The sequence below is a fragment of the Solwaraspora sp. WMMB762 genome, assembly GCF_049179115.1.
Lineage (GTDB): Bacteria > Actinomycetota > Actinomycetes > Mycobacteriales > Micromonosporaceae > Micromonospora_E.
The window spans coordinates 5,258,075-5,282,856 of sequence record NZ_JBMHMD010000001.1 but is presented as its reverse complement, the minus strand read 5'-3'; the positions used below and the strand labels follow the sequence as shown (position 1 = coordinate 5,282,856).

General features: G+C 70.2%; 26 protein-coding genes. 15 read left to right on the top strand and 11 right to left on the bottom strand.

Features of this window, described 5'->3' with window-relative positions:
* Positions 1-173: 173 nt before the first annotated feature.
* The 4 genes from ACN27J_RS23655 to ACN27J_RS23640 are packed head-to-tail and all read right to left on the bottom strand — an operon-like array spanning position 174 to position 4,433.
* The gene (locus ACN27J_RS23655; RefSeq protein WP_421369607.1) at positions 174-1,331 is read right to left on the bottom strand and encodes a serine hydrolase domain-containing protein; all 1,158 of its coding nucleotides are present in this window, start codon (positions 1,329-1,331) and stop codon (positions 174-176) included.
* Positions 1,328-2,152, bottom strand: coding sequence for a carbohydrate ABC transporter permease (locus tag ACN27J_RS23650; RefSeq protein ID WP_278173432.1), 825 nt, complete (start codon positions 2,150-2,152; stop codon positions 1,328-1,330). Before ACN27J_RS23650 ends, ACN27J_RS23655 begins: the two co-directional genes overlap by 4 nt.
* On the bottom strand, positions 2,149-3,075 hold the full coding sequence (locus ACN27J_RS23645; protein WP_421369605.1) for a carbohydrate ABC transporter permease: 927 nt from the start codon (positions 3,073-3,075) through the stop codon (positions 2,149-2,151). The genes ACN27J_RS23650 and ACN27J_RS23645 overlap by 4 nt, the downstream gene beginning before the upstream one ends.
* Positions 3,072-4,433 (bottom strand): ABC transporter substrate-binding protein, encoded by a 1,362-nt coding sequence (locus tag ACN27J_RS23640; RefSeq protein ID WP_421369604.1) that lies wholly within the window; start codon positions 4,431-4,433, stop codon positions 3,072-3,074. Before ACN27J_RS23640 ends, ACN27J_RS23645 begins: the two co-directional genes overlap by 4 nt.
* 330 nt (positions 4,434-4,763) lie before the next feature.
* Between ACN27J_RS23640 and ACN27J_RS23635 the strand changes: the two genes are divergently transcribed.
* From ACN27J_RS23635 to ACN27J_RS23625, 3 genes are all read left to right on the top strand, one after another.
* Positions 4,764-5,792, top strand: a complete 1,029-nt coding sequence (locus ACN27J_RS23635) for a LacI family DNA-binding transcriptional regulator (protein ID WP_421369602.1) — start codon at positions 4,764-4,766, stop codon at positions 5,790-5,792.
* Between the two features lie 60 nt (positions 5,793-5,852).
* Positions 5,853-6,830, top strand: coding sequence for a glycosyl hydrolase family 32 (locus ACN27J_RS23630; RefSeq protein ID WP_421369600.1), 978 nt, complete (start codon positions 5,853-5,855; stop codon positions 6,828-6,830).
* Between the two features lie 385 nt (positions 6,831-7,215).
* Complete coding sequence (locus ACN27J_RS23625; RefSeq protein WP_421369598.1) at positions 7,216-8,886, top strand: DNA repair helicase XPB; 1,671 nt, start codon at positions 7,216-7,218, stop codon at positions 8,884-8,886.
* On the opposite strand, the gene ligD (ACN27J_RS23620) is transcribed toward ACN27J_RS23625, so the two are convergent.
* Together ligD (ACN27J_RS23620) and ligD (ACN27J_RS23615) are read right to left on the bottom strand one after the other, a co-directional pair.
* Positions 8,878-9,831 (bottom strand): non-homologous end-joining DNA ligase, encoded by a 954-nt coding sequence (ligD, locus tag ACN27J_RS23620; protein ID WP_421369596.1) that lies wholly within the window; start codon positions 9,829-9,831, stop codon positions 8,878-8,880. The genes ACN27J_RS23625 and ligD (ACN27J_RS23620) overlap by 9 nt on opposite strands.
* On the bottom strand, positions 9,821-10,792 hold the full coding sequence (ligD, locus tag ACN27J_RS23615) for a non-homologous end-joining DNA ligase (protein WP_421369594.1): 972 nt from the start codon (positions 10,790-10,792) through the stop codon (positions 9,821-9,823). Before ligD (ACN27J_RS23615) ends, ligD (ACN27J_RS23620) begins: the two co-directional genes overlap by 11 nt.
* A gap of 147 nt (positions 10,793-10,939) precedes the next feature.
* Between ligD (ACN27J_RS23615) and ACN27J_RS23610 the strand changes: the two genes are divergently transcribed.
* Entirely contained in the window at positions 10,940-12,043 is a 1,104-nt protein-coding gene (locus tag ACN27J_RS23610; RefSeq protein ID WP_421369593.1) for a Ku protein, read from the top strand.
* 143 nt (positions 12,044-12,186) lie between these two features.
* Here the strand turns inward: ACN27J_RS23610 and ACN27J_RS23605 are convergent, their stop codons facing one another.
* Both ACN27J_RS23605 and ACN27J_RS23600 read right to left on the bottom strand, forming a co-directional pair.
* The gene (locus tag ACN27J_RS23605) at positions 12,187-13,932 is read right to left on the bottom strand and encodes a hypothetical protein (RefSeq protein ID WP_421369591.1); all 1,746 of its coding nucleotides are present in this window, start codon (positions 13,930-13,932) and stop codon (positions 12,187-12,189) included.
* Positions 13,929-14,276: a DivIVA domain-containing protein gene (locus tag ACN27J_RS23600; protein ID WP_421369589.1), complete on the bottom strand. Its 348-nt coding sequence runs from the start codon at positions 14,274-14,276 to the stop codon at positions 13,929-13,931. Before ACN27J_RS23600 ends, ACN27J_RS23605 begins: the two co-directional genes overlap by 4 nt.
* A gap of 485 nt (positions 14,277-14,761) precedes the next feature.
* Between ACN27J_RS23600 and ACN27J_RS23595 the strand changes: the two genes are divergently transcribed.
* The 10 genes from ACN27J_RS23595 (at position 14,762) to ACN27J_RS23550 (ending at position 21,963) form a co-directional block, all read left to right on the top strand.
* Positions 14,762-15,001 carry a winged helix-turn-helix domain-containing protein gene (locus tag ACN27J_RS23595; RefSeq protein ID WP_282233367.1) on the top strand — a complete coding sequence of 80 codons (240 nt, stop codon included), beginning with the start codon at positions 14,762-14,764 and terminating at the stop codon, positions 14,999-15,001.
* Between the two features lie 423 nt (positions 15,002-15,424).
* Positions 15,425-15,655, top strand: a complete 231-nt coding sequence (locus tag ACN27J_RS23590) for a GntR family transcriptional regulator (RefSeq protein WP_421369586.1) — start codon at positions 15,425-15,427, stop codon at positions 15,653-15,655.
* A gap of 421 nt (positions 15,656-16,076) precedes the next feature.
* Entirely contained in the window at positions 16,077-16,337 is a 261-nt protein-coding gene (locus ACN27J_RS23585) for a hypothetical protein (protein ID WP_416551116.1), read from the top strand.
* On the top strand, positions 16,334-16,948 hold the full coding sequence (locus ACN27J_RS23580; RefSeq protein ID WP_421369584.1) for a hypothetical protein: 615 nt from the start codon (positions 16,334-16,336) through the stop codon (positions 16,946-16,948). Before ACN27J_RS23585 ends, ACN27J_RS23580 begins: the two co-directional genes overlap by 4 nt.
* Positions 16,938-17,381, top strand: coding sequence for a hypothetical protein (locus ACN27J_RS23575; protein WP_421369582.1), 444 nt, complete (start codon positions 16,938-16,940; stop codon positions 17,379-17,381). The genes ACN27J_RS23580 and ACN27J_RS23575 overlap by 11 nt, the downstream gene beginning before the upstream one ends.
* Before the next feature lie 19 nt (positions 17,382-17,400).
* Positions 17,401-17,847: a hypothetical protein gene (locus tag ACN27J_RS23570; protein ID WP_421369580.1), complete on the top strand. Its 447-nt coding sequence runs from the start codon at positions 17,401-17,403 to the stop codon at positions 17,845-17,847.
* A gap of 365 nt (positions 17,848-18,212) precedes the next feature.
* Complete coding sequence (locus tag ACN27J_RS23565) at positions 18,213-18,728, top strand: hypothetical protein (protein ID WP_421369578.1); 516 nt, start codon at positions 18,213-18,215, stop codon at positions 18,726-18,728.
* A gap of 253 nt (positions 18,729-18,981) precedes the next feature.
* Positions 18,982-20,118 carry a cellulose binding domain-containing protein gene (locus ACN27J_RS23560; protein ID WP_421369576.1) on the top strand — a complete coding sequence of 379 codons (1,137 nt, stop codon included), beginning with the start codon at positions 18,982-18,984 and terminating at the stop codon, positions 20,116-20,118.
* 257 nt (positions 20,119-20,375) lie between these two features.
* Positions 20,376-20,858, top strand: a complete 483-nt coding sequence (locus ACN27J_RS23555; protein ID WP_421369574.1) for an RICIN domain-containing protein — start codon at positions 20,376-20,378, stop codon at positions 20,856-20,858.
* A 31-nt stretch (positions 20,859-20,889) separates the two neighbouring features.
* A complete protein-coding gene (locus ACN27J_RS23550; protein ID WP_421369571.1) occupies positions 20,890-21,963 on the top strand; it encodes a GlxA family transcriptional regulator in 1,074 nt (357 codons plus the stop codon).
* On the opposite strand, the gene ACN27J_RS23545 is transcribed toward ACN27J_RS23550, so the two are convergent.
* The 3 genes from ACN27J_RS23545 to ACN27J_RS23535 form a co-directional block, all read right to left on the bottom strand.
* A complete protein-coding gene (locus ACN27J_RS23545) occupies positions 21,913-22,455 on the bottom strand; it encodes a hypothetical protein (protein ID WP_421369570.1) in 543 nt (180 codons plus the stop codon). The two genes, ACN27J_RS23550 and ACN27J_RS23545, sit on opposite strands and share 51 nt — an antisense overlap.
* A 142-nt stretch (positions 22,456-22,597) precedes the next feature.
* The gene (locus tag ACN27J_RS23540; protein WP_421369568.1) at positions 22,598-23,695 is read right to left on the bottom strand and encodes an alkene reductase; all 1,098 of its coding nucleotides are present in this window, start codon (positions 23,693-23,695) and stop codon (positions 22,598-22,600) included.
* 68 nt (positions 23,696-23,763) lie between these two features.
* Positions 23,764-24,138, bottom strand: coding sequence for a DoxX family protein (locus ACN27J_RS23535; protein ID WP_421369566.1), 375 nt, complete (start codon positions 24,136-24,138; stop codon positions 23,764-23,766).
* A 117-nt stretch (positions 24,139-24,255) separates the two neighbouring features.
* Here ACN27J_RS23535 and ACN27J_RS23530 point away from each other — a divergent pair, with 117 nt between their 5' ends.
* On the top strand, positions 24,256-24,741 hold the full coding sequence (locus ACN27J_RS23530) for a MarR family winged helix-turn-helix transcriptional regulator (RefSeq protein ID WP_421369564.1): 486 nt from the start codon (positions 24,256-24,258) through the stop codon (positions 24,739-24,741).
* Positions 24,742-24,782 lie beyond the last annotated feature (41 nt).

Genomic DNA, 24,782 nt, shown 5'->3' with positions numbered 1-24,782 from the left:
CTGCGGGTGGGGGTCACAAGCGGGGGACCGGCAGTCAAGCTGGGCGAGTAGATCGACGCTAAACTGATTTAGCTGAGCATGCTCGCGATGATCAGGCCATGTCAAGACACGTGCCAGAAATCGGCTGGACATATAGTTGTTGCTGGTGGGACGGGGGATACCCGCTCCGAGCCTCAGTCCAGGCAGTCCCGCAACGCGGCGGTCAGCCGGTTGGCCCGGTCGTCGTCCGCCGGCCCCATCTGGTTCAGCACGTACCCGAAGCCGACCCGGTAGCGGTCGTCAGCGAAGCCCAGATGCCCGCCCGCCCCGTCGTGACCGAAGCTGCGGTCGCCGAGCATCGGGCGGATCCGGGGCGACCCGAGCAGGAAGCCGGTCCCCCAGCGCTGCCCGGCGTCCGGGCCGCCGTACCGCTGCCGGCCCTGCGAGCGCACCACCACCGCGTCGTCCACCGAGGCGGTGGTCAGCAGCGGGGGTCCGGCCACCGGCGCGACGCAGGCGGCGTACAGCCGGGCCAGGCCGGCGGCGGAGCTCACCCCGCCGGCTCCGGGAACCTCGGCCGCCTGGACGGCCGGGTCGTTGAAGCTGACCAGGCCGGCGGCGTCCGCCGGGAAGTCGAACGCGCCACCCATGGTCAGCGACCGCTCGCTGACCCGGTCCGGGTAGCTGACCGGGTTGTCCGGCGGGGCCAGCGTCCAGGCCACGCTGTCCCGCTCGGCGGCCGGCAGCCCGATCCAGGTCCGCAGGCCGAGCGGCCCGGCCAGGGTGTCGCGGAAGAACTCCCCCACCGGTACGCCGGTGACCCGCCGGATCACCTCGCCGACCAGCCAGCCGTAGGTCAACGCGTGGTACGTGTACGCCGTACCCGGCTGCCACAGCGGGGTCTGCTCCTCGATCGCGGCGATCACCGGCTCCCAGGCCAGCACCTGTTCCCGGGTCAAATCGCGGTCCAGCGCCGGCAGGCCGGCCCGGTGGGTGAGCAGGTCGCGGACCACGATGTCGGCCTTGCCGTTGCGACCGAACCCGGGCCAGTAGCGGGTGACCGGGGCGGCCAGGTCCAGCCGGCCGGACTGCACCAGCAGGTAGGCGCAGACCGCCAGGATGCCCTTGGTGCAGGAGAAGACCACCGCCGGGGTGTCCCGCTGCCAGACCCGTCCGGTACGCGGATCGGCGAGCCCGCCGTACAGGTCGACGACCGGGCGTCCGTCGACGTAGACGGCCAGGCCGGCGCCGACCTCGCCCCGGGTGGCGAAGTTGTCCCGGAACACGTCGGCGACCCGGCCGAAGCCGTCGGCGACGTCGCCCTGCACGAGCGGCTGGTCGGACGCGGTCACCCCTTCACCGACCCTTGCAGCAGGGCCTTGATGAACTGACGCTGGAAGATCAGGAAGACGATCAGCGTCGGGGTGAGGATCAGCAGCGACCCGGCGCACAGCAGCACCTGGTCGGTGCCCCACTGCCCCTGGAAGGCGCCGAGCGCCCCGGCCATGGTCCGCTTGGTGCCGTCGTCGACGAGCACGATGGCCAGCAGGAACTGGTTCCACGTCCAGAGGAACAGCAGGATGGTCAGCGAGGCGATCGCCGGCCGGGCCAGCGGCAGGTGGATCCGCCAGAACAGCTGCCAGGTGCTGCTGCCGTCGACCCGGGCCGCCTCGGACAGCTCGGCCGGCACGTTGATGAAGTGGGTACGCATCCAGAACACGCCGAACGGCATGAAGAGCCCGATCAGCGGCAGGATGATCGCCCACCGGGTGTTCAGCAGACCGAAGTCCTGGATCTGGTAGTACAGCGGGGTGATCACCGCCTCGAACGGCATGGTCAGACCGAGCAGGAAGAAGACGAAGACGAACCGGGCGCCGGGGATCTTCAGGTGGCCGAGGCCGAAGCCGGCCATGGTCGCGATCACCACGGCGACCGGCACCACCCCGGCGACGATCAGGCCGCTGGACTTGAGCAGCGCGCCCATGTTGGCCACGGTGAAGGCGTCGGCGAAGTTGCCCCACTGCGGGTCGGACGGCCAGGTCAGCCCGGTCGGCACCGTTCCCCGGGGTTGCAACGCCGCCGACAGCATGCTCACGAACGGCAGCAGGGTGACCAGGACCAGCAGGATCAGGAAGACCCGCCCGGTCACCTGCTCGCTGCGACTGAGCCTCATCCCTTCTCCTCCCGGGTCAGACGCTGGATCGGCAGTACGCAGAGCAGCACCAGCGCCATCAGCACGATGGCCAGCGCGGAGGCGAGGCCGACCTGCCGCTGGGCGAACGCCAGCCGGTAGATCTCCAGGCCCGGCACGGTGGTCTGGTACCCCGGGCCGCCGCTGGTGGAGATATAGACGATGTCGAAGCTGGCCAGCGCCGCGATGACGGTCACCGTCAGACAGACGCCGATCTCGCGGCGCAGGCCGGGCAGGGTGACCGCGAAGAACTCCCGGACCGGGCCGGCGCCGTCCATCCGGGCCGCCTCGTACAGGCTCGGGTCGATCTTGCCGATCCCGGTGATCAGCAGGATGGTGCACAGGCCGAGGGAGACCCAGGCGCCGATCATGCCGACCGACGGCAGGGCGGTGTCGAAGTCGCCGAGCCACGGCCGGGCCAGCCCGCCCAGGCCGACGGCGCGCAGCACCTGGTTGACCACGCCGGACGACGAGAGCAGCCAGCTCCACGCGATGCCGGCGGCGACCAGCGGGATGACCTGCGGGAGAAACAGAATCGTCCGTACGGCGGTGCCGAACAGACCGGTGGCCATCCGCCGGACCAGGCTGGCCACCAGCAACCCGACCCCGACCGGGATGAAACTGAAGAAGACGATCAGCACGAACGCGTTCCCGATGATCTTCAGCAGGTCGGAGTCGGTGAAGACGGTGAGGTAGTTGTCCAGCCCGGCCCACCGCGCGACGCCGATGCCGTTCCAGTCGTAGAGCGAGTACTGGAAGGTGAGCGTCAACGGGCGGACCACGAAGACCACGTACATCACCAGGGCCGGCACCACCCACAACCAGCCGGACCAGCGGCCCGAACGGGCCCACCGGTTCCGGTGGGCCCGCGCGGGTGACGTGCTGCCGGTAGCGGGCAGCGTCATCGAGACAGTTCCTCTTCGTACTGGGCCTGGACCGCCTGCACGTACCCTTCCGGGGTCTGCTCGCCGACGATCAGCTTCTGCAGCTCCGGGGTGATCGCCGAGGCGAAGATCGAGCCGGTCGCGTTGGCGGTGAAGTCCACCGCGCCGTTCTCCTCGGCCAGCTGCCCGCTGGCGGCGAGGGTCTGGGCGAGTACGGTGCCCTCGGCGGCGGTCGGCACCTCGAGGTCGGCCGGGCCGCCCGGGCTGGAGCCACCGACCTGCACCGAGATCTCCCGGGCCTTCTCGTTCGTGTGCACCCAGTTCAGGAAGAAGGCGGCGGCGTCGGGGTTCTTCGCCTTGGCGCCGACCCCGAAGGTGTTCGGGGCGGACATCGCCACGTGCGAGGCGTCCGCGGTCTCCCCCGGGAACAGGAAGAAGCCGACCTCGCCCGCCATGTTGGCGTCCAGGTTGCCCGACTCCCAGTCACCGTTGAACATGAACAGGCCGTTGCCCTCCTGGAACTGGCCCATCATCGCGGTGTAGTCGATGGCGTTGGCGTCCGCCGGGAAGTAGCCGGCCTGGGCCCACTTCTCGATGGTCTGGGTGGCCTTGAGCGCGGCCGGCGTGTCGAAGGTGGCGCCTTCCTTCTGGAAGATCCAGTCGGCGATCTCCTGCGGGTCGCCGTACTGGTTCTGCAGCGCCTGGTGCGGGAAGTTGATCCCGGCGGTGTCCTGGTTGAACTGCATGATCGGCTGGATGCCGGCGTCCTTGGCCGCGGCGAGCAGCTCCTCGAACTCGGCGATGGTCGCCGGCGGCTCGGTCATCCCGACCTGCTCGGCGAGTTCCTTGTTGTAGAACACGCCGGTGACGCTGTAGCCGAGGCCCATGCCGTAGAGCGAGCCGCTGCCCCGGGTGCCGTCGTCGGCGATCCGCAGCTGCTCCAGCTGCGAGGCGGGGAAGCTGTCCCAGCCGTACGCGTCGAAGTAGGGGTCGAGGTTCTTCAGCAGGCCGTCGGAGACCAGGTCGATCATGGTGGGAAGCCGGATGATGTCCGGCGCGTTGTCGCCGGCCAGCACCCGGGGGGCGTTTTCGACGATGACGGTGAACTGGTCCTCGCGCACGTTGAACGTGACGTTCGGGTACTGGTTGCTGAACTCGTCGGCGAGCGCCTTGGCCAGCGGGAAGCCGGTCTCGGCGTACATCTCCAGGGTGATCGGGTCGCTGCCCAGTTCGGTGCTGACCTCGGTGTCACCGCCGTCCTCGGTGACCGGGTCGGCACCCGGGGCCGAGCAGGCGGTGATGGCAAGGGCCGCCGCCATCAGCGGCGCCAGCGCCAGCGCCGGGCGACCGGCGTGGAGCTTCCGCGCATATCTACGCATCTCGGGACTCCTTGAGTTGTCGCCGCCCCGCCGATCCCACGCGGCGCAGCGGTTCGTGATGTTTCGCCTGCGACGGCTGCGGTGCGCCGTCGGCTGGGGTTCCGCCGTGACTGCCCTGGCGGATCGGTTAGCTAAACTGATTTAGCAGAGCATGCTGCGAAAAGCTCGTTGCTGTCAAGGACCAGTTGGCAACGGTCCGGAAACGGCTCGTTCACAGGTGGCGGGTCAGCCCGCCTGCCCCGGACCAGGGGCGGCATCGCATGATGGAGCATGGGCATGACCGGCGGAGGCAGTGCTGTGGACAGTGAACCCCCATCAAGAGGATCAACGGTGCGGAACCGGGCCACCTTGGCCGATGTCGCCCGCCGAGCCGGCCTGTCCAAGACCGCCGCGTCGATGGTGCTGAACGGGCGGGAGGGAACGCGCCTCTCCGTCGAGGCGCACCAGCGGGTCTTCGCCGCCGCCGAAGAACTAGGCTACCGCCCGAACGTCGCCGCACGAAGCCTGCGGACCAGGAAAACCGCCACAATTGCCTTCGTGTCCGACATCGTGGCAACTACCCGTTTTGCCGGTGGGTTGATCCGGGGTGCGCTGGACGCCGCCCGGGAGCGCGACCACGTACTGCTGATCACCGAGACGCAGGGCGACGCCGAGTTCGAGCGGTACGCGATCGAAGCCATGCTGGACCGGCAGGTCGACGGGGTGATCTACGCCGCGATGGCCACCCGCCGGCTGACCGTGCCGCCGGCCATCCTGGGCGGCCCGGTGGTGCTGCTCAACGCCACCAGCCCGGACAACCTGCCGTGTGTGCTGCCGGACGACGAACTGGCCGGTCGGGCGGTCACCGAGGCCCTGCTCAAGCAGGGCCACCGGCAACGGATCGCGCTGATCGGGCGCAACCGCCTCAAGGAACGCGACCCGGAGGTGTCGCTGGCCGCCGAGGCCAGGCTGCTCGGCATCCGGCACGCTCTGTCGGCCGCCGACGCCACGTTGTACGCCGAGCCGTTCTGCCGGGAGTGGCTGCCCGAGCACGGCTACACCGCGATGCGCACCCTGCTCGCCCGAGCCGTCCCACCCACTGCGGTGATCTGCATGAACGACCGCCTCGCCTTCGGCGCGTACCAGGCGATCGCCGACGCCGGGCTGACCGTGCCCACCGACATCTCGGTCGTCTCGTTCGACGACGACCCGATCGCCACCTGGCTGCGGCCTGGCCTGTTCACCGCGGCGCTGCCGCACGAGCGGATGGGCCAGCGGGCGGTGGAGATCCTGCTCGACGGCGAATCCACCGAGCGGTGCATGGTGCCGATGCCACTGCACCGCCGGAAGTCGATCGCCGCGCCGGCGGACAGCAGCTGAGCAGCGACGTCGGCCGGCCCCTGGAAGTCCGTCCCCAGTACGTCGGGTAACGACGCGAACTTGGCGCTAAACCGATTCACTGCTAGGTTTCCCGGCATGCTTCGGCTACCGGATCACTGGGTGTGGGACAGCTGGTACGCACGGGACGACAGCGGCCGCTGGCACGCGTTCTTCCTGCGTGCCTCCCGGGCGTTGGGCGACCCGCACCGGCGGCACCACCGCGCCAGCATCGGCCACGCGGTCTCCACCGACCTGCGCAACTGGCGGCTGGTCGCCGACGCGCTGGTCCCGGCGGACGCACCCGCCTGGGACGACCTCGCCACCTGGACCGGCAGCACCGTCCGGGGTCCGGACGGCCGCTGGTACCTCTTCTACACCGGGGTCAGCCGGGCCGAGCAGGGGCTGGTGCAGCGGATCGGTCTGGCCGTCTCGGACGACCTGATGACCTGGCACCGGCACGGCACCGAGCCGCTGGTCGAGGCCGACCCGACCTGGTACGAACTGCTCGACCGGGACGCCTGGTACGAACAGGCGTGGCGCGACCCGTGGGTCTTCCCGGACCCGGCCGGCGCCGGTTGGCACATGCTGATCACCGCCCGGTCCGCCACCGGGCCGGCCGACACCCGGGGCGTGATCGGGCACGCCACCTCGGACGACCTGACCACCTGGCGGGTCCGGCCGCCGCTGTCCGTACCGGCGGGCTTCGGGCACCTGGAGGTCCCCCAGGTGGTGGTGATCGACGGACAGCCGTTGTTGCTGTTCTGCACCAACAACGCCGTCTCGCCGGCCCGGGGCGCGACCACCGACCAGATCTGGGTGGTGCCCGGCACCGCCACCACCGGCCCGTGGGACGTCGCCGCCGCCCAGCCGTTCACCCACCCCGGCCTGTACGCACCGCGCCTCGTGCCGGACGCAGACCAGGGCGGCTGGCAGCTGATCGGCTTCCTGGACCACCTGGACGGCCGGTTCGTCGGCGAGATCATCGACCCGGTCCCGGTGCGGTACACCTCCGGCGTCGGGCTCACCCCCGCTCGCTGAGGTGGTGGCCGCCGGCTGCTCGCTGGAGAGTCGCCAGCAGCCGGTGGCCACCACCTGGCCGTCGCACGGGTGTGGACCGCCCGCCCCCGTTACTCCGCCCGCGTCGCCGCTCCCCGGGCTGCCTCTCCGGCCCGGACGGGTCACGGTGCGGATCGAACGCGTCCGTCGGCACCGGCCAGTGTGACGCTGCCCTGGCGTACCTCCAGGTCATGTCCTGACCAGGACAGCCGTCGTGAGGTAAGACGCCGCAGCGGCCGCTGAGGTTGCGATATTCACCAGGTACGCAACGATCGTCACTCCGACAGTGGCGTCGGTCACCAGGGCCGCCCGGTGTCGGGCGGTCGCGTGCGAGACTGGTGGGTCGGCCAGAAGGGGGATACCGACAGTGAACAACGGACCGCTGATCGTCCAGTCGGACAAGACCTTGCTGCTGGAGATCGACCACCCGGACGCCACCGCGTGCCGGATGGCGATCGCCCCGTTCGCCGAGCTGGAGCGCTCACCCGAGCACGTGCACACGTACCGGCTCACCCCGCTCGGCCTGTGGAACGCCCGCGCCGCCGGGCACGACGCCGAGAGCGTCGTCGACGCGCTGCTCAAGTACTCCCGCTACCCGGTGCCGCACGCGCTGCTGGTCGACGTCGCCGACACCATGGACCGGTACGGCCGGCTGCAGCTGGCCAACGACCCCGCGTACGGGCTGGTGCTGCGGACCACCGACCGGGCCGTGCTGACCGAGGTGACCAAGAGCAAGAAGCTCGCCGGCATGTTCGGCGACAAGATCGACGACGACACGGTGGCGGTGCACCCGTCCGAACGGGGCCGGCTCAAGCAGGGCCTGCTCAAGCTCGGCTGGCCGGCCGAGGACCTGGCCGGCTACGTCGACGGCGAGGCGCACCCGATCGAGCTGGACACCGCCGGCGGCGACGGGCAGCCCGGCTGGTCGCTGCGGTCCTACCAGCAGGAGGCGGTCGAGCAGTTCTGGGCCGGCGGCTCCGGCGTGGTGGTGCTGCCCTGCGGTGCCGGCAAGACGCTGGTCGGTGCGGCGGCGATGGCCGAGGCCAAGGCGACCACGCTGATCCTGGTCACCAACACGGTCGCCGGCCGGCAGTGGAAGCGGGAGCTGGTCGCCCGCACCTCGCTGACCGCCGACGAGATCGGCGAGTACTCCGGCGAGCGCAAGGAGATCCGCCCGGTCACCATCGCCACGTACCAGGTGCTGACCTCGCGCCGCAAGGGCGCCTTCACCCACCTCGACCTGTTCAACGCCCGCGACTGGGGCCTGGTGATCTACGACGAGGTGCATCTGCTGCCGGCACCGATCTTCCGGTTCACCGCCGACCTGCAGGCCCGCCGCCGGCTCGGCCTGACCGCCACCCTGGTCCGCGAGGACGGCCGGGAAGGCGACGTCTTCTCACTGATCGGGCCGAAACGCTACGACGCGCCGTGGAAGGACATCGAGGCGCAGGGCTGGATCGCCCCGGCCGAATGCGTCGAGGTCCGGGTCACCCTCACCGACGCGGAACGGATGGGGTACGCGGTCACCGAGACCGAGGAGCGGTACCGGGCGGCGGCCACCGCGCGTACCAAGCTGCCGGTGGTCAAGGCGCTGGTCGACCGACACTACGGCGAGCAGGTGCTGGTCATCGGGGCGTACATCGACCAGCTGCACCAGCTCGGTGAGTTCCTGGGCGCGCCGATCGTGCAGGGCTCCACCACCAACAAGGAGCGGGAACGGCTGTTCGACGCGTTCCGCCATGGTGAGATCCCCACGCTGATCATCTCCAAGGTCGGGAACTTCTCCATCGACCTGCCGGAGGCGGCGGTGGCGATCCAGGTGTCCGGCACGTTCGGCTCCCGGCAGGAGGAGGCGCAGCGGCTCGGCCGGGTGCTGCGGCCCAAGGCCGACGGCCGGCAGGCGCACTTCTACACCGTGGTCTCCCGGGACACCATCGACACCGAGTACGCCGCGCACCGGCAGCGGTTCCTCGCCGAGCAGGGGTACGCGTACACGATCGTCGACGCCGACGACGTACTCGGCCCGGCCCTACCCTGACTCTTGCCTGCGCTCTGGGACCGGCGGCCCGACGGTCAGCAGGTCGGCGAGCAGGTCGCCGTACTCGGCGAGCCGGTCCAGCACCTCGGCGGCGGTGAACTGGCGGACGACGCCCGGCTCGCCGGCCGCCGCGGCCTCCACCTCCGGCCAGGTCAGCGGCGCGGAGGCGGCCGGCACCGGGCCGGCCCGCAGCGAGTACGGCGCCACCGTCGTCTTCGCCGCGTTGTTCTGGCTCCAGTCGATGAAGACCCGGCCGGGCCGCAGCCGCTTGGCCATCTTCGACGTGATCGTCTTCGGTGAGCGGCGTTCCAGCTCCTCGGCGACCCGCTTCACGTAGCCGGAGACGACGTCGGCCGGCTGCCCGGCCGACACCGGCGCGCCGAGCTGCATGCCCTTGCGGCCGGAGGTCTTCGGGAAGCAGGCGATGCCGTCGTCGGCGAACCGGTCGCGGATCAGCACCGCGACCGCGCAGCACTCCTCGATCCCGGCCGGTGCCCCCGGGTCGAGGTCGACGACCAGCAGATCGGGGTCGGCGCCGACCCGCCACTGCGGGGTGTGCAGCTCCAACGCGGCCAGGTTGGCCAGCCAGACCAGGGTGGGCAGGTCGTCGGCGATCACGAAGTCGAGCTCGTCGCGGCCCCGCGACGACCCGGGGGTGGGCAGCCGTTCGGTCCGCACCCAGTCCGGGGTGCTCGCCGGGGCGTTCTTCTCGAAGAAGAACTGGCCGTCGACGCCGTTCGGGTAGCGGATCCGGGTGAGTGCCCGGTCGGCGAGGTGCGGCAGCAGCGCACCGGAGACCCGGGTGTAGTAGTCGATCACCTCGCCCTTGGTGAACCCGGCCGCCGGGTACAGCACCTTGTCCAGGTTGGACAACTCCAGCGACCGGCCGGCGACGTCCACCCGGATCCGGCGCTCGCCCGCGCCGAGACTGCGATCAGCCCGCATCGGCGTCCTCCTCGGTGACGTCGGTGGCCGGCAGGTCCGGGCGGATCCGCAGGAACCGGGGGAACCGCAGCCGCCCGTCCGGGGTCTGCTGGCCGTACCGTACTTCGATCACCACCTCTGGGCGTACCCAGATCGCGCCGCGGGCGTCCTCCCGGGGCAGCGGCGTGTCAAACGGGGGCGTCTCGGCACGCAGCGGCTCCAACGCGGCCAGCAGGGCCCGCTCCGCGGCCGACCCGATCCCGCCGCCGACCCGGCCGGTGAAGCGCAGCGCGCCGGTCGCCGCGCCGGTCGCGTCCCGCACCGGTACGCCGACCAGCAGCCCGCCGAGCCGACGCACCCCGGGACGCCAGCCCCCGACGACGAAGTCCCGGGTCAGCTCGATTTTGACCTTGACCCAGTCGGGGCTGCGGGCACCAGGCCGGTAGATCGCGTCGCGGCGCTTGGCGACCACGCCCTCCAGCCCGTGTTCGGCGGCGGCGGCCCGGGTGGCCGGCCCGTCGGTGAAGCTGGGCGGCACCGCCCACGCCGGCCCGGCCAGCCCGAGCGCTTCCAGCGCGTGCCGCCGGTCCCGGTACGGCCAGCCGGTCAGGTCCGCGCCGCGTAGCCGCAGCAGGTCGAAGATCATGTACGTGGCCGGCGCACCGGCGGCCAGCCGGGCCGCCCGCGCCGGATCCCGCACGTGCATCCGCTCGGCGAGCAGGGTGAACGATGGTCGGCCGGCGGCGTCGAGCAGCACCATCTCCCCGTCGAGCAGGGCGTCGTCCAGGGCGCGGGGCAGCCCGGACAGCTCCGGGTAGGCGATGGTGATCTCGGCACCGGACCGGGCGTACAGCCGCTGCCCACCGGCGGAGATATCCGCCAGAGCGCGCACTCCGTCCCATTTGAACTCGTACCACCAGCCGGGGCCTGTGGGCAGCTCCCCGGTCGTCGCGAGCATCGGCCGCAGCGGTCCACCCGGCATCCTGCCACTGTAAAACCAGCAACGAAGTGGTCGCGCTGAGTTCTGTCGGATGCGATCCTGGATCAACACCGGGCCGACCTGGCGATCTTGACCTTGGGGAAGGGCGGGACAGGTCGGCGGCCGCCGGTGGTGGCGAAGGGATCAGCCATGCGCGCGATCTGGAAAGGCGCGGTGTCGTTCGGCCTCGTGTCGATCGGGGTACGCCTGTACTCCGCCACCGAGGAGAAGGACATCCGGTTCCACCAGGTGCACCGGGAGGACGGCGGGCGCATCCGGTACAAGCGGGTCTGCTCGGTCGACGGCGAGGAGGTCAGCTACGACGACATCGCCAAGGGCTACGACCTCGGCGGCGGCGAGATGGTGATCCTCACCGACGAGGACTTCGCCGACCTGCCGTTGAGCACCTCCCGGGCGATCGACGTGCTGGAGTTCGTACCGGCCGACCAGGTCGACCCGATGCTCTACAACAAGGCCTACTACCTGGAGCCGGAAGGCACCGCGACGAAGCCGTACGTGCTGCTGCGCGACGCCCTGGCCGACTCGGACCGGGTGGCGATCGTCAAGGTCGCGATCCGGCAACGCGAGCAGCTGGCCACCCTGCGGGTACGCGACAACGTGCTGGTGCTCAACACGATGCTCTGGCCGGACGAGGTCCGGCAGGCGTCTTTCGGCTTCCTCGACGACGACATCCAGGTCCGCCCGCCGGAGCTGGCGATGGCCGCCTCGCTGATCGACTCGATGGCCGGCGAGTTCGCGCCGGACGAGTACACCGACGACTACCGGGCGGCGCTGCAGGAGGTCATCGACGCCAAGGTGGAGGGCCGGGAAATCGTCGCCCCGGAGGAGGAAGAGGAGGCACCGGCCGCCGCGGTCGACCTGATGGCCGCGCTGCGCGCCTCGGTCGAGCGGGCCCGGGTGGCGCGCGGAGAGGCCCCCGGCGAGGCTGCTGGCGAGGACCGGGAGCCGGCCGAGCCGACCCCGATCACCTCGGCCAAATCGGCCAAGGCCGCCGCCCCTGCGGCGAAGAAGGCGGCCCCGGCCAGGAAGACGGCCCCGGCGAAGAAGGCTGCGGCCGCCGACCAGAAGAAGACCACCGCCAAGAAGGCCCAGCCGGAAAAGGCCCAGGCCCGCAAGACCGCCGCGAAAAGCGCCGACCAGAAGACCGGCGGTACGCGACAGACCGGTGGTACGCAGAAGTCCGGTGCCCGCAAGACCACCGCAAAGAAGACCACTGACCGCAAGTCCGCTTGAACCACCCAAGTCGGGCTGGATAAAACGGATTATTCGGATGCACCGGGCCGTGCCGGGGGCAGATGCGATTTTCAGCTTGATGCCACAGGTGCATCATGATGCACTTGTGGCATCAGCCTCAGCGGCTCGGGTCGACCCAGGCCTCAGCGGCTGGGGGCGACCCAGTAGCGGCAGCCGGCCTGGTCCAGGTGAGCGGCCATCACCTGCCCGGCGTGCGCGGCGGCCAGCTCGGTGAGCCGCCCGACGATGTCCGGCACGACCGGCGGCACCAGTTGCTGCGGCACCGGGATCGGCCGTGCCGGGTCGGCCGGCAGCGACTCGACCACCGCCAGCTCCAGGTAGCGCAGGCAACGGCCGATCGCCTGCTGCACACTGCGACTCAACGGCTCATCAATCGGCTCCGGCTCATCGACCGGCTCCGGCTCGCCCACCCGCTCCGTCCCGTCGGCCGGTTTCGCGTCATCGACCGGACGGATCACCGGCAACGCCTCGACGCCCCAGAGCAGGTCGTGCACCACCATCGGGTCGTCGACGTACGACCGCATGTCCCGGGCGGTCACCCGCAACGCCAGACCGAGCCCGACCACCAACGCAGCGAACGCGTCGAACGCCGGCAGTTCGGCCCAGTCGGTGGCGTGCACCAGCAGGCGGGCACCGGGCCGGCCGGCGGCGGCAGCCCGCAGGTACCGCCGGACCGGGTCCGGCCCGTCGCCGAGCACCGGCACCACCGCGTCGCGCAGCTCCTGCGGGACCACCCGCTCCCCGGTGAGGTCGAGCAGGTCCACCGGCCGTACGCCGAACACGCCGGCCAGCCGGCTCAGCCGGAATCGTTCCGGCAACCGCACCACCGGCGGCCCACCCGACTCCAGGACGGACGCAGCGGTGTCCCCGCTCGTGGTGCGGCTCGGCCGCCACTCGACGTGCGTCGCCCGGTCCCGCAGATTGGTGACGGTGACGACGACTCCGTCGAACTGCCGGCCGTGGCCGCCGCACCGCCGGCAGGTCAGCACCGGGTGCCGCCAGCCGGTAGCGTGACAGTCCGGGCACGGCACGCTGGGGATCGGCTCGCCGAGCCACGGCGGCAGCGGCGGCTGCCAGGTCCGGCGCAGCACCGGGGCCAGTTCGGGGATCGCCGGCCGAGGGCCCGGGATCCGGCACAGCGACGTGTGCCGCCAGCGGCGATCCCGCCAGATGGCCTGCGCCCCGGCGGTCCACTCCCCCGCGCCGGCCGGGACCGGCGGCGGCGTACCGCAGTCCTGGACGATGCGGCGCTCCAGCCGTTCGACGTCGATTTCGTCGGGCGGTGCCGCCGACCGCAACGCCGGCAGCAGGAAGTGCGCCGGTGCGGTCAACGACCGTTCGGCCAGCCCGGCCAACGCGTCCGCAACGGCGGTACGGTCGACGGCGGCAGGCAGGCTCGCGGCGTACCCGCGCTGGTCACGCGGCACGGCCGCGCCGGGCGTCTCGAACCTGATGTCCCAGTTGAGGCCGGCCGCGAACACCCCCCACCGGGCCTCGACGACCAGGTCGAGGCAGAGCAGGTCGGCCAGCGCGCACAGCCGGGCCAACGACTCGTCGACGCTGACCGGCGGCTCAGCCACCGTACGCCCGAAGTGGATCGACCAGGCCGGGTGGCCGGGACCGGTGTGCGCCGCCGCGAGCCCGGCGGCCCGCTCGGCGTCCGGATAGCGCAGGTCACGCAGCGTCGACCGGTCGACCTTGACCTGCGCCGCCAACTCGTCGCGCACCGACCACAGTGGTATCTCCCAGCCGCCGTGCGGTGCCGGCTCCGGCTCGATGTCGCCGGGCATCACGCTGGTGGAGGCGACCGCGCCGGTGTCCAGGTTCGCGACGGTCAGCACCAGTTGGGTACGCGGCCCGGCGGTCATACGTACATCCGGGTCTGGGTGGACTGCCATTCGCGCAGCGCCCGCTTGATCCGCAGGTTCTCGTCGTCGGTGCGCCGCAGGTCGTCCCGCAGGGCGGTCAGGTCCTCGGCGACGTAGTGCAGGAAGGCGTACACCTCGGCGGGGTCGAGGCCGCGCCGCACCTCGCGGAACCGGCGGTCGCGGACCTGGCCGGGGTGGATCCGGGGCCGCAACGGCGGCCGGCGGAACACTCCGGCGTTGCGAAGCACTCCGGCGTTGCGGGGCCGCAGGTGCTGCGGTGGCTCGACCACCCGGTTTGCTCGCCGGCCTGGTCGGTTGAAGATCCGGTGGAGAAGGTTGCGCATCGTCGGGGTTCCCCTTCGGTCAGGAGTACGCCGGCAGCCGATGCCGCCGACGCGATGCCGCGCTGTTGCTGTGCCTGATCTGCGCCCGGTGCTGGTGCTGCGTATCTGTGTGCTTGGACGGGGCGACCCGCCGGCCGGGAAGGCCGAAGCGGGAGGACTCGCAGCCGACGGGTCGCCCCAGCTCCGGCGGTCGCAGCCTCGTTCGGCGAGTACGACCCCGGAGCGGCTCATGCTGGATCTCTGCTGCTCACGGGTTTACGGGTTTCGCGGGGATTCGCTCGGGTAGGGCGGTCGGGGCGGGCAAGCCGCGCGCCACCACCCCGCCCCGACCACTGCACGAACACCCCATCGTTGCCACGCGAGGAGCGCCCGCAGGGAGCAACTTATATGAGGAAGCCAAGTAACTCAAGTTCCATTGCTCATACACCTTCCTTGTGATCAAATTGGAGTCGCCACGCGAGGAGCCCTCGACAAGCAGGAGCGTCATGCCTGCCAAGCCTGACTACCTGCGGATCGCCGACGAGATCATGGCGGACATCCGCGCAGGTAAGTACGCACCCGGCGACAAGCTGCCGTCGATCGCCGAGTTCTGCAAGATCTACACAGTCAGCCCGTCCACCATGCAACTGGTGCACATACGGCTCGAAGCCCTTGAGGTGATCCGCCGCCACCAAGGCAAGGGCATCTTCGTCACCGATCCGGCGACGTGGATGCGCAAGCCGTAGGCCCCTCTCCCGCTCACCGGTGACCTGCCGTCTGCGTCTCGTCAGGGCATCGTCGGTCGATGATCCACTGCGCCTCATCGACTCGACACGCCGAGGGCTCGTCAGAACGCGCGCATCCGATCACCGCACCCTGGAGCACGAAGCCCGGCCGTCAAGCCGTCCCGGGCAGCCGGCACATACGCACACCCCCCTCCCTGCCTAGGTTGACCGTCCGCGTCTGCCGGCCACCCGGCGATGCAATACCACCTGCTCAGCCGCCGCCCGATCCGTTTTGCCGAACCAACCGGAGACGACCACGGCTCAACTTACTGCACTTACTACAGCATATCTACCTCGCCTTTGCGGGACCAACTTGGCTTAGTTATTGCAGTAAGTCATCCAGGTGCGGCACGATCAGGGTGCCGAACCAACTGGAGACACCCCATGCCAACTGCAAAACCGTCGTTCCGAGAGATCGTCGACGACATCGCTGCCAAGATCAACAATGGCGAGCTGGCTCCCGGCGAGAAGCTGCCGTCGACCAGCGAGCTTGCCGATGCCTACGACGTCAGCACCGGTACGGTCTACCGCGCGCTGTCGCTCCTCCACGACCGCAATTTGATCATCGGCCAACAGGGACGCGGCACCTACGTTGCCGACCACTCGACCGGCTAGCCCGACGCCGACCCCGGCCGGGGCGAACCGCCCTGGTCAGACCCACCCACCGACGTCAGGCTCCCCCACCCGGCTCCACTCTCGCCCTCAGTGACCACCAACGCCGACACGGGCGGCCAACACCGCACCCTCAGTTTCGAGTTGAAGCTGACGCACGTTAAGCCGGCGGAGTGACGTGCGTCAGCTTCAACTCGTGGCAAGCAGAGCGGGCACCGACCGCCCACCCGTCACGGTCGGTGAAGATCGTTCCGGCAACACGGCACACATGTACCGCATCCCGCCAAGCAGCCAACCAGCTACGCCGCTGGTCCACTGTGCCTACCAGCAGACCGTCCCCGTAGCGGACAGACGGTAGCCTTTACGTCACCAGAAGGCGCAGCACGTCGCGGATTGCGTCGCCCCCGTCTGGACGGATGCCTACATGTCGGTCAACGATGTCAAGGTGCGTATCGGGCTGGCCATCGAAGCCGCCGAGGAGGCCAGGAAGCTCATCGAGCAGCTTGCGGAAGTCGCGGCAGAAGCGGGTGACCTGGCACTGCGCACCGTGCACGACAGCCAGCACGATTGCGTCAACGAAGGCCGGGAGCACTTCAAGGCTGCGATCAAGGAGGTTGAGCTGACCATCCGTCGGATCGATGCGTGTGTCGAGCACGCACGGGTGTACCGGAGAAAACTCGGGTGACCCTGGCCGACGTGGTCGCCCAGCTCCGTACCGCCGTCGAGCGACTGGACCAGGCCGCAGCCGGAGCTACTCGCGCCCAAGCGGACTTGGCCCAGGCGCACCGGCACCTCGACGAAGCCGGCGCCGGGTCCGACCACAGTGAGATCCGGGGTGCCGTCGACGATGCCGCGATCGCGGCGGCCAAGGCCGGCCGACTCGGCAACCTGCTCGCCAAGTCGGCAGAGGCGTTCTCCAGGTACGGCAACCACATCATGCCCGGCTCGATGCCCGTCGGCCGGGCCAACCCGGATACCAGCCTGCCCTCCGGCGAGGAGATCGTCGCAAGCACCGCACGCCCGAAGAGCTGGCACCGACGAGTCGCCAAGAAGAGTGTTGAGAATGCCGAGACCGCCGGCGACGTGACCGGAAAGATAACGGATGCGATAACCCAGCTTGGGCCAAAGGGAACCACATCCACGGTGCAACATCCCTCGACGCCCGGGCCCTCCAACCAAAGCCCCGGTTACGCTGAATCCGCCGAGTCCGCCGCAATTGCACTCGCGGCAACGCTTGCCCTTATCCTGAAGAAGCTCGACGACAGGAAGTCTCGGAGGCGGAAAATTGACGACTGACCGCGAGCCGTACCTGGAACTCCTCCGGGAGCTTACCCACGGCGACCCAGGTGCCTATCGGGAGCGCTGCCGGCAGCTTGACGAAGCAGGGTGGCAGGAGCTCGGCCTGGTGCTCGGAGCAGCGTTTTTCCTCGCCGCACGCGAGCGGCTCGGGGAGCGGACAACCAGGGGCGAGGTTATTCGCCTGGTCGCCGAGGTTCGCAGCAAGTTCGCGGACACCACGCTGAATCTTGATCCGGAGCTGGCCGAAAAAATGCTGATCTCGGCCCTGACCGGCGAAACCGGCGACGTTGAGGATGCTGATCAGGGCGCACTACTTGAAACCGAACTCGTCGTGCTGTGGCATCTACTCTCGGACGCACCAGCAGACAAGTTGGACCGCTTCCTCGCTGAGGTCGACCAGCTCGCGGAGGAGTGGAGTGAAGAAGATTAGTCCAGGGGCGGTTGCCCTGGTGCGGACGTTGCTGACTCTCGACGACGCTGCGGACGTGCCGACCGTTCAGGAAGATATTCCGCCCGAGGACCAGCTCTGGGTGGCAGCACTGACCACCTCCTTGTTCGTCCTCGCGGTGCAACGGCAGTACCCGGAAGGTGCCAGCCGTGGCGAGATCATCCGCTTCGTCGCGGAGCTTCGCGCCGCCCTGCCCGCAGGCACGTCGGTCGATGCGCGGGCGACCGAGGAGATGATCACCTCCGTGGTGGACGCGAAGCGCCGGGAGGAGATCCCGTACGAGGTGGCGGCGGAGTCGGTGATGGAGGTCCTCCAGTACCTTCTCGACCCAGCCAAGATCGGCACGGACGAGCTGGAAGCAGCCTTGGCGCGGGCTATCGCGTTCGCCGAGGAGCACGGCCTCGACGCTCATCTGAAAGTGAAAGAATCCTACGGGAGCCAGTCCTGATCCAACCTCAGGCAGAGGTGCCTTGATCACCGATCCGGCGACGTGGATGCGTCCGATCATCCCGCTCGGGCACGGCCGGACCGACACGTCGTCGGCAGCCCTCGATGCGCTGGCGCCGCCACCCAGCAGGGTCTGCCGTCCCAGCAGGGCCGGCCGGGACCGCTGTCACGAACGCGACGACGAGTCGCGGAGACAGCGAAGGCTATGTATGTTGGGGGACATCAGGTTACCGGGCCCATGTACCTGAAGTGGATCCACAAGTGAATTACGGGGTACCTCCCGTTCGTTGACGAACGAACTCTGCCTCGGGGGCACCGAGGTGTCGGCAGAATTTCGACGATCACGACGAGGAAGTAGGAACACGAGTGAAGATCCGTACCAGCCTGGCTGCGCTGTTCGCAGCAGTCACGGCCGCAGCGTTCATGGCCGCCCCGGCATCGGCGGCACCATCAGGCACGGCGAATGGCTCCGGCACGGCGGAGACGACCGTCGCCGTCGATCCGGCGAGCGTCGACACGATCGCGTACGGCGCGAAGTCCAGCGCACCAGAGGGTGCGGCCGAGATCGGCCTGCTCTGGGAGCGGTGCCTGATCCAGGGTTCGACCGGCAACCAGGCCTGTTTCGAGGACTACGGCGACTGGTTCCACGTGTACGACGGCGACTCCGACGGCGCGTCGGCCGCCGCGTACTGGTGGACCGACTACGGCCGGTCCGGCATCTGCTACAACTCCGAGGGTGCCGGCACCTGGGCGTCGTGCAACTACAACATGGACGAGGACGGCATCGTCTACTGGAAGACGTGCTACCAGAACCGGTCCGCCGGCGGTGACCTCTACTGCACCCAGACGACCGTGTCGAAGGCGATCAATGGCGACTGGTGACCGCCGGACGTGAGCTGACATTGAGCTGAGGCGGTGGGTGGGTCCGGGTGCACCCGGACCCACCCACCGACACCCGGCACTCAACCACCACGCAATACCCAGCGCGCCGCCACACCCGTTGTGCATCGAGAGCCACTGATGTAACGATGAGGGTGCCTACAGTGGCCTGGGCCGGCGGAGATCTGTGGGACCGTCCGTCCTGCCGGCCCGACCGGTCGGCACGGGTTCCTGGGATCGAAGGAGACCAGCCCCTATGTCGTTGTCGTCCACCCCACCGACGCACCACCGTACCGATGGATTGCCCCGCAGCCGCCGCCGGACCTCGTGGTGGCGGGCCGCGGCCGGCGTCGCCGCCGCGATGCTTCTCGCCACCAGCGGCACGGCGGCGACCGGCGCCCCGGCGTACGCGGTCGGCACGACCGCCGGCGACGCCGCCAGCGCCGGATGCCTGACGGTGACAATCGAGAGCAGCTACTGGAACAACGGCCCGGACAGCGGTGGCGTCTTCCGCGACATCACCATCACCAACAACTGCGCCACGGCGGTCAACGGCTGGAAACTGGTGCTGACGCTGCCGGCCGGTGAGACGGTCCAGCAGGGCTGGAACGCCAACTGGACCCTGGACGGCAAGACCCTCACCGCCACCCCGACAACGTGGAACAACGTCATCGCCGCCGGCGGGTCGGTCGAGATCGGGTACGTCGGCGCCTGGACCGGCGGCCGACCGCAGGATCCGGGCTGCACCATCAACGGTGACCCGTGCGACGGCACCGGTCCGGGGCCGGCACCCGAGGTGACGCTGACCAGTCCGGTCGACGGCAGCTACCTGGTGTCGGTCTGCGCGGTCCGGATGACCGCCGACGCCAGCACCGACGTGGGGACCATCGACCGGGTCGAGTTCTACATCAACGACATCCTGGTCGGCAGCGACAGCAGCGCCCCGTACGGCATCGACGTCCCGCCGGACCATCCGGCGCTGCGCATCGGCTCGCCGAGCATCCCCCGCCACACCGCGTTCGCCCGGGTCGTCACCGTCGCCCCGGCGGCCACCGCCGACTCGCCCGAGGTCGGCTTCACGCCCGCGCCGATGCCGCCGGCGCTGATGGTGATCGCCTGCCCGTCACAGGTGGCGGTGCCTGAGGGCGGCACCGCGATCGTGACGTTCGTGGTGTCCGCCTGCACCACCTCGGCGGCGCTGCACCTGACCGTCACCGGCGACCCCGGGGTCAGCGTCACCCCGACGGTCACCCGGCCCGGCAGCCCGGAGCATCCGGTCACCATCACCGCCGCGCCTGGCAGCGCCGGAGCGGTCGCCCGGGTCACCGCGACCGCCGACACCAACTCCTGTCTGCCGGCCACGGCGACGGTCACGGTCGGGCCCGCGCAGTGACGGCGGCGACGAGGGCCCGCCGCGGCGGCGGGCCCTCGTCGACCGGTGCCCGCACCCGGCACCCGGCAATCGCCCAGTGATCCCGGCAATCGCCCAGTGATCATGGACGAAGTGTTGCTCGGCGCAAAGTCCGCGAAATAGCCTCAGGCGACCGAATAGCACGTAGGTCAACGGCGACTCAGTGCACAATCGTACGCCGCGAGGAAACACGCATGTCACAAAAGAACAGTACGACCGGCAGGATATGGCAGCGGAGAATGGCCCGTAGCGCGTTGGCCATCATCTCAATTTTCGCCACACTCACCCTCGTAGCGTCGCCGGCTGCGGCGCTTCCGGGCGACGGTGGCATCATCCGCAACTGGCAGACCGGTCTGTGCCTCGACAGCAACCACAGCGGCGACGTCTACGCTATGGGCTGCAACGGCGGCAACTACCAGAACTGGGACGAAGGCTGGATCAGCAACGGGGAGCGCTACCAGATCGTGAACAAGCAGACTGGTCGCTGTCTCGACGCCAACCAGGCCGGGCAGGTCTACACCTCGCCATGCGCCAGGGACAATCCGTACCAGCGGTGGAAGCCGACCAACTGGAACCGCAGCTGCTGCAACTACTACCGCATTCAGTTCCAGCACTACATCCACGGAAACGTCTGCCTGGACAGCGACCGTCAGGGGAAGGTCTACACCATGCCGTGCAACGGCGGCAATTACCAGAACTGGCGTGCCGACGGCAACATGTAGATAGCTGGCGGGTGTGCGGCACGCTGGTGAGGTGACCCGCCACCGCGCTGCCCCGCCCCGGGTGGTGGCCGTGATCGGCTACCCGGACGCCGAGTTGCTGGACATCGCCTGCCTGACCACGACGTTCGACTACGCCAACCGGGGCGCGGACCCACCGTACGAGCTGGTGGTCGCCGCCCCGGCAGGGCGGCCGATCAGCTGCCAGTCCGGGTTGACGCTGCACGCCCAGGCGGCACTCGAACGGCTCCGTGGCCCGCTCGACACGGTGATCGTGTCGGGCGGGGAGGGGCACCTCGCCGCCGCCGGGGACTCCCGGCTGGTCGCCCACGTACGGCGGCTGGCCCGGGAGTCCCGCCGGGTCGCCTCGGTCTGCACCGGCGCGTCGGTGCTGGCCGCCGCCGGACTGCTCGACGGGCGGCGGGCCACCACCCACTGGATGTACGCCGACCAGCTCTCCGCCCGCCACCCGGCCGTACGGGTGGACGCCCGTCCGCTGTGGATCCGCGACGGCGTGGTGACCACGGCGGCCGGCGTCACCAGCGCCCTCGATCTCGCTCTGGCCTTCGTCGAGGAGGACCACGGCGCGGAGTTGGCCCGCCACGTCGCCCGCGCGCTGGTCACCTACCTGCAGCGGCCGGCCAACCAGGCCCAGGTCAGCATGTTCCTGAGCGCCCCGGTTCCCGAGCACAGCCTGGTCCGCGACCTGGTCCGGGCGATCCGGGACACGCCCGACGCCGACCTGAGCGTGCCGGCGCTCGCCGCCCGCGCGGCGGTCAGCGAACGTCACCTCACCCGGTTGTTCGTCGCCCACCTGGGGCAGAACCCGGCCCGTTTCGTCCGGGGCGTACGGACCGAGGCGGCGGCCCACCTGCTGGTCACCAGCCGGCTACCGCTGGCCGCGATCGCCACCCGGTGTGGCTTCGGCTCCACCGACGCGCTGCGCCAGTCCTTCATGGACCGGTACGGCATCACTCCGTCCGGTTACCGGGCCGGGTACCGCAGCAGCCACACCGGTGCCCCGGGTGACCAGGCCGGCCCGGCCGGATCGGCCTGGTCACCCGGAAACGGCGCCGGTGGCGGCGAGGGCCAGGAAGCCGAGCCCTAACGGGACGTCCAGCAGTACGCAGAACTCGGCCAGCGACCGGGGCACCACCTCGTCACGCCGGTGGTGGATGACGTCCCAGACGCCGTGTGCGGCCAACGCCAGCCCGGCCAGCACCATCCCGACAGCCGGCACAACCAGCACCGCGGTGACCGCCAGCCCGCCGTAGCCGAGCAGCGCAACCGTCTGCGCGGTGAGCGGCGCCCTCGGTACGCCGCCGACCAGGCCACCGGCCACCAGCACCACCGCGACGAAGCCGAGGCCGGCCCACCACGGCAGGCCGGCCAGCTCACTCGCCGCGACCACGAGCGAGCCGGCGCCGAGGCCTACCCAGGCCATCCAGCGCCGCTGGGTCGCGGCGGCGGTGAGATAGCAGAGCACGGCGACACCGAGCACGATCGCCAGGACCTCACGCCCGGCCCCGGCCACCAGCACCAGTACGGCACACCCCAGGCCGAGCGCGCTCGGCCAGCGGTGCAGCAGATTCGAGGTCATACCGATGACGGTGCCGGGGCCGGCGGCCGGTGACGAGGCCCCGGTCGCGACCTGTCCGGATTCCCGGGCATCGTGTCCGCTTAACCCGCAGTGCCGCGAAAGCTGAACGTCACAGAGCGCAGGGCCGGGCCCGCCGCCCGGCCTATCCGGCGTCGGCCGGCGTGCTGGTGCCGTCCAGGAACGGGTAGTCGGTGTAGCCGTGGGCGTCACCGCCGTACACCGTCGCCTGGTCGACCTCGTTGAGCGGAGCCCGCTCGCGCCAGCGGCGTACCAGGTCGGGGTTGGCGATGAACGGTCGACCGACCGCGACCGCGGTCGCCTTCCCACTGCGTACCAGGGTCTGCGCGGTTTCCCGGTCGGTGACCGACGCGAACCCGGTGTTGACGACGACCGGGCCGCCGAACCGGGCCGACAGGTCCGCGAGCAGCGGATCGGCCGGGTCGATCGACAGGTGCAGGAAGGCCAGGCCGAGCGGGGCGATCGCGTCGGCCAGCGCCCGGTAGGTGGCGGCGGTCTCGGCCGGGTCGTCCTCGATCAGACCGTTGGCGCCGTTGGCCGGGGAGAGCCGCAGGCCGACCCGTTCCGGGCCGATCTCCTGCGCGACGGCGGCAACCGTCTCGGCGACGAACCGGGCACGGGCGGCCGGCGAACCGCCGTACCCGTCGGTGCGCCGGTTGGTCGGCGGGGCGAGAAACTGGTGCAGCAGGTAGCCGTTGGCGCCGTGCAGCTCGACCCCGTCGAGGCCGGCGTCGACGGCCGAACGCGCCGCCTGCCGGAACTCGTCGACCACCTGCGGCAGCTCGTCGGTGGTCAGGGCACGGGGCGTCGGGTACGGCTGCATGCCGGTGGCCGTGATCATGGTGCCGTCGGCGGCGACGGCACTCGGCGCTACCGTCTCCTGTCCGTGCTTGTTGTCCGGGTGGGCGATCCGGCCGGCGTGCATCAACTGGGCGACGATCCGCCCGTCGGCGGCGTGCACCGCGTCGGCGATCCGCCGCCAGCCGTCGACCTGCGCGGGTGTGTGCAGGCCGGGGGTGTTCGGGTAGCCCTGCCCGACGGCGCTCGGCTGCACCCCCTCGGTGATGATCAGGCCGGCGGTGGCCCGCTGCTGGTAGTAGCTGGCGGCGTGCTCGTTGGGCACCCCGTCGGGCTGCGCCCGGTTGCGGGTCATGGGTGCCATGAAGACCCGGTTGGGCAGGTTCCACTTGCCGATGGTCACCGGCTCGAACAGCTCAGGCATTGGTCAGATCTCTTCCGGTTGTGACCCCGGCGGGGTCGGATCGAGCGGGTCGGATCGAGCGGGTCGGCTCAGAAGGCGTACGGGCCGAAGCGGCCCCAGGCGACGACGGCGGCCATCGCCAGGAGGACCAGGTTGGGCAGAATCGCCGGGTACTCCTTGCGCTGGAAGTGCACAATCGCGGCACCGATCATCATCGCGACCAGGCCGAGGGCGGCCAGCGGCACGAACACCGGGGCGATGCCGGTGACCGCCGGCAGGATCAGGCCGATCGCGGCAAGGATCTCCAGCGCGCCGATGGTCCGCACCAGACCCATCGGGAAGTCGGCGGCGAAGCCCATGCCCTTCTCGACGAGCTTCTCTCTCGGCTGGCTGACCTTCATCAGCCCCGCGCCGAGGAACGCTGCGGCGAGCAGGCCGGCGAGTACCCAAAGAACGATGTTCATATCTGTCTCCGATGTCGGATCGCTTTAAGCTTGAAGCGAGGCTAGTCCGTCATGACTTTAAGCGTCAAGTGACGCAGCTCTCGTGATCACTTGACGCTTGAAGCTAGACTCGACGACATGGCCACCCCGACCGAGCAGCCGCACTGGCTCGACAAGGAGGAACTGGAGACCTGGTTCGCCCTCGCCGGCGTACTGGCCAGGCTGCCGGGCGCCCTCGACCGGCAGTTGCAGCGCGACGCCGGGATCAGCCACTTCGAGTACCAGGTGATGGCCGCGCTGTCCGAGACACCCGAGCGCACCATGCGGATGAGCCGGCTCGCCATGATCGCCGACGGGTCGTTGTCGCGGCTGTCGCAGGTCGTCACCCGGCTGGAAAAGCGCGGCTGGGTCTGCCGTACGCCGGACCCGACCGACGGCCGCTACACGCTCGCGACGCTGACCGACGACGGCTGGGACAAGCTGGTCGCCACGGCCCCCGGCCACGTCGCCGAGGTGCGTCGACTCGTCTTCGACCCGATGACGAAGGCCCAGTGCCGGCAGCTACGCGACATCGGCCGACGCATCACCACCACCATCGACCCCGACGACTCCTGCCTGCGCTGAGCGCGGCGGCCTGCGCACCCTGTGCCGGTACGCAGGCCACG